The sequence below is a fragment of the Neisseria sp. HMSC070A01 genome (assembly GCF_001810165.1).
Taxonomy (GTDB): Bacteria; Pseudomonadota; Gammaproteobacteria; order Burkholderiales; family Neisseriaceae; genus Neisseria.
In genome coordinates this window covers 247026-259287 of sequence record NZ_KV800119.1, presented here as the reverse complement: position 1 = coordinate 259287, position 12262 = coordinate 247026, and the positions used below count along the sequence as shown (strand labels likewise).

Here is a 12262-nt window from a genome sequence, read left to right as displayed (position 1 = left end):
AATCTATGCATAGGAGTGAAATCCTATGTCATCTAAAAAAATCTCAAATTTTAATTCGTCTGACAATAAACCCAGAATTCTATCTCTATTTTCAGGATGTGGAGGTTTAGATTTGGGTTTTCACCAAGCTGGTTATGAAACTGTTTGGGCGAACGATTTTTCCCATTGGGCTTGCGAAAGTTTCCGTAAAAATATCGGCGATGTCATCGTAGAAGGTGATATTGAACAAATTGATCCGAATGATCCAACTATTCCCGATTGCGACATCATTTTAGGCGGCTTCCCTTGTCAAGATTTTTCCATGATTTGGAAACAGCCGGGCTTAGAGGGTGAGCGCGGCAATCTTTATAAAAGCTTTTTACGTTTTGTAAATGCAAAAAAACCGAAAGTTTTTGTTGCTGAGAATGTGAAAGGTTTGTTGACTGCCAATAAGAAAAAAGCCATCCAGCAAATTATTACCGACTTTGAAAATTGCGGTTATTACGTTCAGGCGAAGCTGTATAACTTTGCTGAATTTGGCGTACCTCAATTTCGTGAACGTGTGCTAATTGTCGGAGTACGTTTGGATACAGGATTTGATTTTCATCATCCAGAACCGACGCACAATGAAACTGGCGAAAATGGCTTAAAACCATATGTAACTGCTGGTCAAGCGATATCTAATATTCCCAAGAATGCCAGTAATAATGAATTGTTGAAAATTAGTGAGCAAACCCGTAAACGTTTAGAACTAATCCCAGAGGGAGGAAACTATAGTGATATTCCTAAAGAACATCCTTTATATGTAAAAAGTATGTTAAGCCTTGTTTATCGGCGAATGCACCGTGATAGACCTTCTACAACAATTATTGCTGCGGGTGGCGGTGGTACTTGGGGCTATCACTTCCCTGAACCGCGTGCTTTTACTAATAGGGAACGAGCAAGGCTTCAAAGTTTTCCTGATGATTTTGAGTTTGTTGGTTCAACGACGGAAGTACGTCGTCAGATTGGCAATGCGGTACCGCCTCAAGGCGTGGTTGAATTGGCAAGAACCCTCTTACCAATTTTTTCAGGTAACTATAAAAAAGTAGATTTACATAAGAAATTGAAAGCAGAGAAGGATGTTTTATTTCATGACCGACTAAGCAAAATTCGAGGGGGAAAACGATGAATACTGTTTTTTCTAATATTGCTAATGCACGAATTACAGATAAGCCATTAAATAAAGTTTGGATGGATTTATTTATGTCCGCCAATGAAATTTTAATGGCAACAGGCTATGTTTCTAATGATGCAGTCAAAGAGTTACATAAAATTTTAGAAGATAGCGAACATAACCAGAAAATCAAATTATTGGTTGGTATGCATTATTTAGAAGGGTTTAGTCGTCCTCAATACAACAGTCTTTGTGAATTAAATTATTTTTTGCAAGATAAGCAACGTGGGGCAGTATACGTTTCTCCACGTGTGAAATTTCATGGAAAAATGTATTCGTTTAAGAATCAGAATGAAACTCATGGATTGATTGGTTCTGCTAATCTTACTTGCTTTTGGGATAATACTGAGCGAACCTATGAAACAATGGTTCATTTGAATGATGTTCAGACGGCATCTAAATTACATAAAAATATAGATCAGGTTATCCAGCAATTGGGTGTGGCTATTAATCAAGTAGCAAAACCAACTGATTTTAAAGAACATAATGTTCATTTGGAGAATTGTCTGGGAGTTGAAAAAGTAAATGATTCTATACTTGAGCAACTTTTTTCACAAATATCGACTTATCACTTTGATTTACCAGTTAAAACTTTCCCAGAAAGCAGTTTAAACCGATTTTTTGCCAAAGGCCGTAAAAATAAACGTGGATTTTATTTACCTAGGCCATGGTATGAAGCAGAGTTGATTGTATCAACAAAATTTTTAGGTGCAGAAGGATACCCAAAACAAAAAGAGTTTACTGTCATCACGGATGATGGTTGGAAATTTGAATGTAATACCACAGGACAAAATGGTAAAAATTTCAGTTCAAAAGGTGATCAAACCATATTTGGTAAATGGGTTAAAGGACGTTTAGAGGCGGCTGATTGTTTAAGAACAGGGGAACCTGTCACAGAAGAGACTCTACATAAATACGGTAACGATCATTTTGAGTTCCGTTCAACCGACAATCCTGATGTTTGGCTGCTCTCATTTAAGGGGAAAAACTAAATGTTGCAAACCTACTTGAATCAATTGACCCCGCCTGAATTAGCTGATTCTGTTAAAAATACCGTTGATGGTTTTATGGGGAAATTATCACAAACCGAACCGAAAATTGTTCAAAATGTTTTATTGCTGGGCAATGTTCAAAGTGGCAAAACGGCACAGGTTTTGGGTGTATTAAGTGCGTTGGCTGATGATGGCGACCACAAAGTTTTTTTGTATCTTACTACTGACAGCGTAGATTTACAGGAACAAACAGTCAAGCGCGCCGAAGCTAATCTGAAAAATTTTATTGTGTTGTCTGAAAATGATGACCGAAGTTTTATGCAGGTAATGAAGGCAAATAATCCCATATTGGTCGTGATTAAAAAGAATGCCCGTGTATTGAAACGTTGGCGTAATTTGTTTGCCAGTCAAAGTAGCCTGAAAGGCTATCCTTTGGTTATTGTGGACGATGAAGCCGATGCAGCCAGCCTAAATACTAATGCTGATAAGCCGGATAAAGATGTCAGTACTATCAATAAACTGCTAAATGACATTAAGAATTCCTGTTGTCAAAGCTTATTTATTCAGTTGACCGCCACGCCTCAATCGCTTTTATTGCAACATGAAGAATCTGATTGGCAACCTGAATTTATCCATTTCTTTGAAGCTGGTGAAAAATACATCGGTGGCAACTTTGTCTTCTCTGATCCTCCAAGCTATATCGTTCGCTTCATTGACAGTGAATTGGACGATATGAAAGATGCGAGTGGTGAAATTGCCGAAGGGGTAAAACAGGCATTGCACAGTTTTCTGCTTACTTGTGCAGAGTTTGCTTTATGCGGTAAAACCAATTGTAATTTTGCTTTACATCCAAGTTATAAAATCCAAGACCATCAAGCCTTCTCTCAAAAAATCCAAGCCTTTTTGAATGATTTGGTACAAGCGATTAATAGCGGGGAGAATCTTGCAGACAACTTTAAAGAAGACTATTTGGATTTACAAAAGACTAAGCCTGATATTCATCATTTTGAGGAAATTTATGAAAAACTAACAGAACTTTTAGAAAATAAGCAAATTTATACTCTCGTCGTTAACTCGCAGACAGAATCAGATTTTGATTTAGAAAGAGGCTTTAACATTATTATTGGTGGGAATGTGATTGGACGAGGCTTAACTATTCCAAAACTACAAACGGTTTATTATAGTCGCACTGCTAAAAAACCGAATGCAGATACTTTCTGGCAACATTCGCGTATTTTTGGATATGACCGTGATAAATCATTATTACGGCTTTATATTCCGTTTGATGTCTATTACTTCTTTGTACAACTCAATCAAGCAAATAATCTGATTATTGAGCAGGCAAAAAATTCAGACGGCAATATTCAGGTTATTTATCCGAAAAATATCAATCCAACTCGAAAAAATGTATTGAAATTCGACAGTATCAATCAAATTGTGGGTGGTGTGAATTATTTTCCACTTCACCCAAACGAGGATAATTTGTCGGAGATTAACAAGATTTTGCCTTCTATTTTGAAAGATGAAGTTCAATCTGATTTATATCAAATAGATATAGAAGATTTATTCTTGGTTCTAGATAAATTGGGTCATTATGTCCCAGATGACTGGAATAAGGAAAAATTTATTGCTGGTATAGAAGCATTAAAGGCACAACGTCCAAGTTTTAAAACTTACGTTTTGATCAAAACAGGACGTAAACTTTCTCGAGCAACTGGCACAATGCTTTCGGAAGACGACCGTAAATTAGGAGAAAAATATCCCAATGATTTATTCCTTACACTTTATCAAGTAGTAGGAAATAAAGACAAAGGTTGGCAGGGAGAAGATTTTTGGTTGCCTAACATTAAGTTGCCATATAAGGGACTGGTGTATTGGGGAGTGAAATAACATAGAAAAGGTCGTCTGAAAACAATCATATCGTTTTCAGACGACCTTTTTTATTGAGAAATAACAGGTTTATTTTTTGCTGTCTTTATCTGCATCTTTTTTCGGTGCAGGTTTTTTTGCTGCCAAACCTAAAGATTTTTGCCATTCGGCTGGATTTTTCACTAAGTCCAAGGCTTTGCGGAGTTGATCATCTTTGGCCGGATTTGGAATGCGGCGGCTGGAGATGTCTTCGTCTTTGTCTTTTTTAGACTTGTCTTTATCGGCTTTGGTTTCGGCGTTGGCAGGCGTTTCAGTGTTGCTGTTGACGTCTTGGCCGCCCAGCGGATTGCCGATATGGCCGACCAAATCGGCTTCGCGGCTTTCAAAGGCGCGGTCTTTGTCTTTGACTTCAACGTCAGGAACAATGCCTTGCGCCTGAATCGAGCGGTCGTTCGGCGTGTAGTAAAGGGCGGTGGTCAATTTGACTGCGCTGCCGCCGGAAAGCGGAATCAGGGTTTGCACTGAGCCTTTGCCGAAACTTTGTGTGCCGACGACGACAGCGCGTTTGTGGTCTTGCAATGCACCGGCAACGATTTCGGAAGCGGAGGCAGAGCCTGCATTAATCAGGACGGTCATAGGAATGGTTTTCAGCTCGGCAGGCAATCCGGCCAACGGGTCTTTGCCGCTGGTGGTGATGTAGTCTTCGGCAGTTGCTTTGAGAACCATGCCTTCTTTTTTGTTGCGGCCTTTGGTGCTGACAACGGTTACGTCGGGCTGCAGGAAGGCTGCGGATACGCCGACTGCGCCGTTGAGCAGGCCGCCCGGGTCGTCGCGCAAGTCGAGGATGATGCCTTTGAGCGGGCCTTTGTTTTCTTTGACAAGGGCTTGTGCGGCTTCGTTGAGCGCGGCAACGGTGCGCTCTTGGAATTGGGAGACGCGGATGTAGCCGTAGTCTTTTTCAAGCAGGTGATGGCGCACGCTTTTGACTTTGATGATGGCGCGGGTCAGGTTGACGACGATGGGTTTGTCGGCATTTTTGCGTGAAAGGGTCAGGGTGATTTTTGTACCCGGTTTGCCGCGCATTTTTTTGACGGCTTCGCTGACGGTCAGGCCGCGGGTAGAGGTATTGTCGATTTTGACGATAAAGTCGCCGCTTTTCACGCCGGCGCGTTCTGCCGGAGTATCTTCAATCGGGGCAACGACTTTGACAAAGCCGTCTTCTTGTCCGATTTCCATGCCCAAGCCGCCGAATTCGCCGCTGGTGGACTCTTTCATTTCGGCATAGCCTTTTTTGTCCATATACTCGGAATGCGGATCGAGATCGGACACCATGCCTTTCATTGCGCCTTCAAAGAGCTCGGCATCGGGTTTATCTTGGTAATAGTTGGCTTTGATTTGGCCGTACACTTCTGCCATGGTGCGGATGGTTTGCACGGGCAGGGCCTCGTTGTCTTTTTTGTCTTTTTCGGCGGCAAAACTTTGTACACTCAGACTGAGGGCGATGCCGCTAAATGCGCCGAGAGTGTAGATTGCAACTTTTTTCAAAGTGGATTTTGTTGACATTCGTTTGACTTTCTTTTTGTGTACGGTAAGCAAAGTGGTTTTTGTTTTCTCTGAACCCGTTGACTTTATGTGATTTAAACGCTCGGAACAATAAGTTTAAGGTAAAAGTTTGTTGTTTAATGTGCTGAACAGGCGTGAAAATCGTGTTTATTGTAGTTTATGATGAAAATTCAGACGGCCTGAAGGGGAAATTCAATCAGGCCGTCTGAAGCATCAGTTAATCCATGAAAGCGGATTCATGACTTGTCCGTTGTAGCGGACTTCAAGGTAAAGGCCGGTTTCGCCTGACGGCAAAGTGCCGCTGGTGCCGATTTTACTGCCGGCATTGACAGCGTAGTTTTGGGCGATGTCAATTTCGCTCAGGCCGGAGTAAATGCTGACATAGCCGTCGCCGTGGTCGAGGACGACTACTTTGCCGTAGCCTTCAAGCTCGCCGGCAAAAGTAACTGTGCCTGAGGCAATGCTGCTGACCGGAGAAGGAACGGTATTGTAGAACACGCCTTTCCAAACTTCGCCATCGCCGCGGTCTTGACCGAACAGGCCTGCCAATGTGCCGTTGACCGGTTTTTTCAGACGGCCTTGCATACGGCTGAAGCTGTTGGCGTTGCTGACGGTCAAGCCTTGGGTATTTGGGGCTTGCAGTTTCATGTCTTCGTCAGTCAGCGTGGACATGGCGGCGCGTTCGGCTTCGGCTTTTTGCTGGGCAGCAGCCTGCTCTTTGCGTGCTTTTTCGGCGGCGGCCAAACGGGCTTCGGCGGCTTTTTTACGCGCCTCGGCTTCGGCTTTGCGTTGCTCGGCTTTGCGTTTTTCCAAATCTTTCAAGAGATTGTTGAGGCGCTGCTCGTTTTCTCTGTGGTTGATTTTCTTTTGCGCTTCTTTGGCCATTGTCGCGTTTTGACGGCGGCTTTCGGCTTGTTCGGTGGTATTGGTCACGCCTTGTTGACGCAACGAGGCTTGAATATTGGCTTGCAGTTTTTTCAGGTAAGCCAATTCATTGTTGATTTTTTGCTCTTGCGCCGCCAGCTCTTTTTGTTGTTTTTCCAAGTCTCTCATAACTTGGTTGTTGGCGTTGTTGATATAACGCGTGTAACGCAGGAAGCGGGTTTTTTGACCCGCATCGGCATTTTTCAGGAAGAGGGCAACTGCGTTGGGCTGGCTGTTTTTATAGTTGCCGGACACAAAGCGCGAAATTTGGGCGCGCGTGTTGGAAACTTCGGCTTTCAACTGGTTGGCATCAGCATTGAGTTTTTGGAATTTTTCCCAAGCGTCGCGTTGTTTGCGGTTGATGCCAGAGAGGTTGTTGCGTGTTTGTTGCAGCTGTTTGAGCGTGGCATTAACATGGATAATGAAACCCTCGTTGCGTTTGGCAAAGGATTTTTTGCTTTCCATTTCGTTGGCGGCGGCAGTTACGGCTGCTTTGAAATCGTTGTCGGCTGAAGAGACGGCTTTAGGCTCAGCTTTAGGCTCGTCTTTTTTGTTTTGCTCTTTAGCTTTGGTGTCTTTTTTAGTGTCTTTTTTATCTTCAACAGCTTTTTTGGCAGGCTCTTTGGCTTTGGTTTCTTTGGTATCGGCCTTTTTGTCTTCGGCTGCTTTTTTTACTGGTTCTTTGGATTGACGGTCTTTTTTATCCTCAGCCGCTTTTTTAGCAGGCTCTTTGGTTTTGGTTTCTTTAGGTTCTGCTTTTTTTACAGGTTCTTTGGCTTTACTGTCTTTTTTATCTTCAACAGGTTTCTTGTCTTGTTCTTTGGCTTTGCCGGGTTTTGCGGCTGCGGCTTTTTTGTCTTTGGCTGTTTCTTTAGGCTCTTCTGCTTTGCGGTTGGCCTTTTTATTGTCAGCCGAGGCTTCGGCGGCTTTAGCCGGTTTGTTTTTGGCTGAAGCGCGTTCGTTTTTGTCGGCGGTTTCCTTCTCTTTGGAGGCTTTGGCTTTAACCGCTTTTTTGTCTTCCTCTTTTTCTTTTACGGCTTGTTTTTTTGGGGTTTCTTTTTTGACATCCGCCTTGGCGGCTTCTTTCTCTTTTTTCACGGGCGCAGCTTTTTTGACGGCGGCCGCTTTTTCTTTCGGCGCGTCTTTGGCAGCATGGGTTGGCAGGGAGAAGCTGAGCAGCAGGGCGAGGATGAGGGGTTTGTAACGCATGGTTCGATCTTGCTATTAAAGTAGGAACAATAGGACGGATTATACTGTCTGTCAGGCCGTCTGAAAATAATATTGGGTTGCAATATGGACGAACGGTCTTATATAGTAATGATGGAGTAGGCGGATATGATTCTGCCTAACTGGAAATTGACAGTCTGCATTGACAGGATATTATGAAAAAATATTTATTAGTAGTGTTGGGCGCCATGATTTTGGCGGCTTGCGGTAACGATACCGATAAAATCGGACGCGCCAGTACGGTGTTTCATATGTTGGGTAAAAACGACCGTATTGAAGTGGAAGGTTTTGATGATCCTGATGTGCAGGGGGTTGCCTGCTATATTTCATACGCGAAAAAAGGCGGTTTGAAAGAAACGGTCAATCTGGAAGAAGATGCCAGCGATGCATCGGTTTCCTGCGTGCAAAGTGCGGAAGTCATCCGTTATAACGAGTCTGAAGTTTTGAAACCGCGACAAGTGTTCAAACGCAGCGCCAGCATGGCATTTAAGAGCCAGCAGATTATCCGTTACTACGATCCGAAACGTAAGTCTTTCGCTTATTTGGTGTACAGCGATAAAATCGTTCAAGGCTCGCCGAAAAACTCTTTGAGCGCGGTATCGTGTTTTGCCCATGCGAAAACCGATACGCCGGTACCGGCAGGCGGTGCGGTTTATGGCGCCTGCGTGGTGGACGCGCCGATTTCCGACGGCCAAAAATAATAAAATCAGCTTAATAGATTAAGAAGAATATGAATTTAGCCAACCATTTCCTGATTGCCATGCCTCATATGGACGATCCGTTTTTTACGGATACGGTCATTTATGTGTGCGAACACGATGAAGAAGGTGCGCTGGGCATCATCATCAACAAGCCTTCGCCGATTACCATGGACATGATTTTCGCCGCCGCCGACCGCAATATCCCGTTGCGCCTGCAACATGAAAATGTGATGATGGGCGGGCCGGTTCAGATTGAGCGCGGCTATGTTGTGCATACGCCGATCGGCAGCTGGCAAAACAGCATGGTGGTAACCGATAACGTGGCACTGACTTCTTCGCGTGATGTGATTGAAAACCTGTCTAAAGAAGGTGCGGTGGACAAGGCTTTGATCAGTATCGGTTATTCGAAATGGGGCAAAGGGCAGTTGGAGCGCGAGCTGGCAGAAAATGTTTGGCTGACTGTCCCTGCGGACGAACATATTCTGTTTGATGTCCCTTACGAACTCCGTTATGCCGCTGCTTTTGAAAAATTGGGTGTCAATCCGAACGCCTTGGTTTCAGGAGTCGGCCATGCCTGATGCACCAAAAGGTACGGTTTTGGCCTTTGATTTCGGCGAAGCGCGCATCGGCGTTGCGCAGGGCGAGGCAGAGCTGGGTATGAGCCATCCGCTGGCGACGGTAACCGGCAACAGCAACGATGAAAAATTCGAGGCCATTGCCAAGTTGGTCAAAGAATGGCAACCCAAGTATTTTGTGGTCGGCCTGCCGACGCATACCGATGGCACGGAGCATGAGCTGACCCGTTTGAGCCGCAAGTTTGGCCGCCGTTTGCACGGACGTTTTAATTTGCCGGTTTATTGGGTGGACGAAAGGATGTCTTCCCTATACGCGGAAAGCCTGCTTGCTGAAGCCCAAGTATTTGGCCGAAAACAAAAATCCGTGCTTGACCAAGTAGCGGCACAGGCGATTTTGCAAGGCTTTTTTGAAGGTGGAGCGGCCGAGTATTTCAATGGCCGCGAAGAATAGCACATGATTCATTATAGAGGCCGTCTGAAACCGGATTTCAGACGGCCTTGGTTTTGTTACGGCTTTGGGATAAAAGAGGTTTAGTTTGGTTAAGCCTGATTTTTTCCGGCATAAATTTTGCTACACTCCGCTTTCTTTTTTAGACATAAACACACACAAGGAAAAAGTCATGGCACTCATGGACAATCTTTTGAATGCGGCTACTCAAATGTTGGGCGGCAACAGTGAAAACGGCGCACAAGGTTCTCTGACCGATATGGCGATGGACTTGGTTAAACAGCAAGGCGGCGTGGGCAACCTGATCAACCAACTGCAACAAGGCGGTTTGGGTGATGCCCTGAGCAGCTGGGTGTCCAACCAATCCAGCAACCTGCCTGTATCCGGCAGCGACCTGCAAAATGCCTTGGGCAGCGATACCGTAAACCAAATCGCGCAAAAATTCGGCGTGGATGCCGGCCAGGCAGGCGATTTGTTGGCAAAAGTGTTGCCAGACTTGGTCGATAAAGCGACGCCTAACGGCACAGCTCAAGATGCGGATGGCTTCGGCTTGGACGACATCGCTTCTATGCTACTGAAAAACTTTATAAAATAATGAGTTGAATCGTTATGATAAGGCCGTCTGAATCCGTTCGGACGGCCTTATAACTTTTGGTTTACGGTAAATAACCAATTAATCTTTTTCTAACAAAAACGAATGGCTTATCATGCCCACTTCGTTTTATTACAAAAAAGGTCATAAAGATGTCACGTTTAACCATACACACAGTCGAAACCGCTCCGGAAGCCGCCAAACCACGCGTTGAAGCCGTATTGAAAAACAACGGCTTTATTCCTAACCTGATCGGCGTTTTGGCCAATGCGCCGGAGGCTTTGGCGTTTTATCAAGAAGTCGGCAAAATGAATGGTGCCAACAGCCTGACTGCCGGCGAAGTCGAAGTTATTCAAATCATTGCCGCGCGCACCAATGAATGCGGCTTCTGCGTTGCCGGCCACACTAAACTGGCAACCTTGAAAAAACTGCTTTCCGAACAATCCATTAAAGCTGCGCGCGCGTTGGCTGCAGGCGAGTTTGACGATGCCAAACTGAGTGCTTTGGCGACATTCACCCAAGCCGTTATGGCGAAAAAAGGCGCGGTATCCGACGACGAGTTGAAAGCTTTCTTCGATGCCGGTTACAACCAACAGCAAGCCGTTGAAGTCGTTATGGGCGTTGCTTTGGCAACCTTGTGCAACTACGTCAACAACCTTGCCAAAACCGAAATCAACCCTGAATTGCAGGCATTTGCCTAATCCCATCAAAGGCCGTCTGAAAATTCAGACGGCCTTTCTTAAAAGAACTTAATATCGCCAAAATATCCAGAGGAAAAAAATGACACGCGAAGCTTTACTGAACAATGTTGCCGAACTCGTTAAAAGCAAATTAAAACCATTGGTGGACGACATCGACCGCAAAGGCCTGTACCCGAAAGAATTTATGCTGGAATTGGGCAAAATCGGCGGTTTTGCCGCGACCGGTACGGTTGAAGAAGGCGGTAACGGTTTGGGTTTGGCAACGCAAATCGCCGTATTGCGCGAAATCGGTAAAGAATGCGGCGCGACTTCGTTCAGCGCATGGTGTCAGGCGGCTTGCGCGTGGTATCTGCACCAATCGCCCAACCAAGCGGTTAAAGACAAATATTTGGCCGATATTCTGCAAGGCAAAGTTTTGGCCGGTACGGGCATGTCCAATACCGTCAAACACCTTGCCGGTATCGAAAAACACAACCTGCAAGCCGAGCGCGTCGAAGGCGGCTACAAAATCAACGGCGCTTTGCCTTGGGTATCCAATATCGGCGAAGACCACATTTGGGCAAATACCGCCCAAATCGGCGACAGCTATGTGATGTTTATCACCGGCGGCCAATGGGAAGGCGTTACCCTGCAAAACTGTCCTGAGTTCTGCGGTTTGGAAGGCACGCGCACTTACAGCCTGAATTTTAAAGACGTGTTTATTCCCGATGAAGATGTGATTGCTGCGCCTGAGCAGTTCCAGTCTTATATCCCGACCATTAAAGCCGGTTTCATTCTGCTGCAAATGGGTATCGGCGCCGGTGTGATTGACGGTGCGCTCGGCATTATCCGCATGGCCAATGTGGTGAACGCAGAAGTAAACTCATACCTTGACCACAGCTACGATGAATTGAAAGCCGCTTTGGACGGCGCATGGGCGGAAACAGAACGTCTTGCCGATGATGCGTGGAACAATAAACCCGATACGCTGGCAACCTTGAAACTGCGTGAAGCGGCTGCCGTATTGGCATTGAACGCCACTCAATCTGCCGCATTGCATGCAGGCGCGAAAGGCTATCTGATGCGCAGCCCGGCACAACGCCGCGTCCGCGAGGCCATGTTCGTCGCCATCGTAACACCGGCCATCAAACACCTGCGCAAAGAAATCGCCGCTTTGGAAGCAGCGCAATAAATTCAAAATATCAACAATAAGACACACGAAAGGCCGTCTGAAAATACGGTTTCAGACGGCCTTTAAAAATGGAAGGAACACCAAATGGCTCAATATATGTGCGGCCCTTGCGGCTGGATTTACGATGAAGATGTCGGTGACCCCGAACACGGCCTGCCGGCAGGCACCAAGTTCGAAGACATCCCCGACGACTGGAAATGCCCTGAATGCGGCGTAGGTAAAGAAGATTTCTACCTTCTGGACTTCACCATATAAATTATCCGATTATTTAATAAAAAGGCCGTCTGAAGTTTCAGACGGCCTT

At 45.3% G+C, this 12262-nt stretch carries 12 protein-coding genes; 10 read left to right on the top strand and 2 right to left on the bottom strand.

Going from position 1 to position 12262, the window contains the following annotated elements:
- Positions 1-25: 25 nt before the first annotated feature.
- From HMPREF2711_RS02465 to HMPREF2711_RS02455, 3 genes are read left to right on the top strand one after another with little or no spacing between them, the layout of a single operon-like run.
- Positions 26-1150: a DNA cytosine methyltransferase gene (locus HMPREF2711_RS02465; protein WP_003747338.1), complete on the top strand. Its 1125-nt coding sequence runs from the start codon at positions 26-28 to the stop codon at positions 1148-1150.
- Entirely contained in the window at positions 1147-2187 is a 1041-nt protein-coding gene (locus HMPREF2711_RS02460; RefSeq protein WP_003747335.1) for a restriction endonuclease PLD domain-containing protein, read from the top strand. The genes HMPREF2711_RS02465 and HMPREF2711_RS02460 overlap by 4 nt, the downstream gene beginning before the upstream one ends.
- On the top strand, positions 2188-4077 hold the full coding sequence (locus HMPREF2711_RS02455) for a Z1 domain-containing protein (RefSeq protein ID WP_003747334.1): 1890 nt from the start codon (positions 2188-2190) through the stop codon (positions 4075-4077).
- Between the two features lie 69 nt (positions 4078-4146).
- Here HMPREF2711_RS02455 and HMPREF2711_RS02450 read toward each other — a convergent pair whose 3' ends face one another.
- Together HMPREF2711_RS02450 and HMPREF2711_RS02445 are read right to left on the bottom strand one after the other, a co-directional pair.
- Entirely contained in the window at positions 4147-5619 is a 1473-nt protein-coding gene (locus tag HMPREF2711_RS02450; protein WP_003747331.1) for a S41 family peptidase, read from the bottom strand.
- Positions 5620-5832: 213 nt separating this feature from the next.
- The gene (locus HMPREF2711_RS02445; protein WP_003747328.1) at positions 5833-7752 is read right to left on the bottom strand and encodes a murein hydrolase activator EnvC family protein; all 1920 of its coding nucleotides are present in this window, start codon (positions 7750-7752) and stop codon (positions 5833-5835) included.
- Positions 7753-7925: 173 nt separating this feature from the next.
- Here HMPREF2711_RS02445 and HMPREF2711_RS02440 point away from each other — a divergent pair, with 173 nt between their 5' ends.
- From HMPREF2711_RS02440 to HMPREF2711_RS02410, 7 genes are all read left to right on the top strand, one after another.
- Positions 7926-8471 (top strand): CreA family protein, encoded by a 546-nt coding sequence (locus HMPREF2711_RS02440; RefSeq protein WP_003747327.1) that lies wholly within the window; start codon positions 7926-7928, stop codon positions 8469-8471.
- Positions 8472-8500: 29 nt separating this feature from the next.
- Positions 8501-9049 carry a YqgE/AlgH family protein gene (locus HMPREF2711_RS02435; protein WP_003747325.1) on the top strand — a complete coding sequence of 183 codons (549 nt, stop codon included), beginning with the start codon at positions 8501-8503 and terminating at the stop codon, positions 9047-9049.
- A complete protein-coding gene (gene ruvX / locus HMPREF2711_RS02430; protein WP_003747323.1) occupies positions 9042-9497 on the top strand; it encodes a Holliday junction resolvase RuvX in 456 nt (151 codons plus the stop codon). Before HMPREF2711_RS02435 ends, ruvX begins: the two co-directional genes overlap by 8 nt.
- 169 nt (positions 9498-9666) lie before the next feature.
- Positions 9667-10089: a YidB family protein gene (locus tag HMPREF2711_RS02425; protein WP_003747321.1), complete on the top strand. Its 423-nt coding sequence runs from the start codon at positions 9667-9669 to the stop codon at positions 10087-10089.
- A 149-nt stretch (positions 10090-10238) separates the two neighbouring features.
- Positions 10239-10787: a carboxymuconolactone decarboxylase family protein gene (locus tag HMPREF2711_RS02420; RefSeq protein ID WP_003747319.1), complete on the top strand. Its 549-nt coding sequence runs from the start codon at positions 10239-10241 to the stop codon at positions 10785-10787.
- Positions 10788-10866: 79 nt separating this feature from the next.
- The gene (locus HMPREF2711_RS02415) at positions 10867-11958 is read left to right on the top strand and encodes an acyl-CoA dehydrogenase family protein (RefSeq protein ID WP_003747317.1); all 1092 of its coding nucleotides are present in this window, start codon (positions 10867-10869) and stop codon (positions 11956-11958) included.
- Positions 11959-12042: 84 nt separating this feature from the next.
- Entirely contained in the window at positions 12043-12213 is a 171-nt protein-coding gene (locus HMPREF2711_RS02410; RefSeq protein WP_003747315.1) for a rubredoxin, read from the top strand.
- Positions 12214-12262 lie beyond the last annotated feature (49 nt).

Excerpts from the sequence above, each read along its gene's own strand:
- HMPREF2711_RS02425 (WP_003747321.1), top strand. The coding sequence starts at position 9,667 with ATGGCACTCATGGACAATCTTTTGAATGCGGCTACTCAAATGTTGGGC.
- HMPREF2711_RS02410 (WP_003747315.1), top strand. The coding sequence starts at position 12,043 with ATGGCTCAATATATGTGCGGCCCTTGCGGCTGGATTTACGATGAAGAT.
- ruvX (WP_003747323.1), top strand. The coding sequence starts at position 9,042 with ATGCCTGATGCACCAAAAGGTACGGTTTTGGCCTTTGATTTCGGCGAA.
- HMPREF2711_RS02420 (WP_003747319.1), top strand. The coding sequence starts at position 10,239 with ATGTCACGTTTAACCATACACACAGTCGAAACCGCTCCGGAAGCCGCC.
- HMPREF2711_RS02450 (WP_003747331.1), bottom strand. The coding sequence starts at position 5,619 with ATGTCAACAAAATCCACTTTGAAAAAAGTTGCAATCTACACTCTCGGC.
- HMPREF2711_RS02465 (WP_003747338.1), top strand. The coding sequence starts at position 26 with ATGTCATCTAAAAAAATCTCAAATTTTAATTCGTCTGACAATAAACCC.
- HMPREF2711_RS02445 (WP_003747328.1), bottom strand. The coding sequence starts at position 7,752 with ATGCGTTACAAACCCCTCATCCTCGCCCTGCTGCTCAGCTTCTCCCTG.
- HMPREF2711_RS02415 (WP_003747317.1), top strand. The coding sequence starts at position 10,867 with ATGACACGCGAAGCTTTACTGAACAATGTTGCCGAACTCGTTAAAAGC.
- HMPREF2711_RS02435 (WP_003747325.1), top strand. The coding sequence starts at position 8,501 with ATGAATTTAGCCAACCATTTCCTGATTGCCATGCCTCATATGGACGAT.
- HMPREF2711_RS02440 (WP_003747327.1), top strand. The coding sequence starts at position 7,926 with ATGAAAAAATATTTATTAGTAGTGTTGGGCGCCATGATTTTGGCGGCT.
- HMPREF2711_RS02460 (WP_003747335.1), top strand. The coding sequence starts at position 1,147 with ATGAATACTGTTTTTTCTAATATTGCTAATGCACGAATTACAGATAAG.
- HMPREF2711_RS02455 (WP_003747334.1), top strand. The coding sequence starts at position 2,188 with ATGTTGCAAACCTACTTGAATCAATTGACCCCGCCTGAATTAGCTGAT.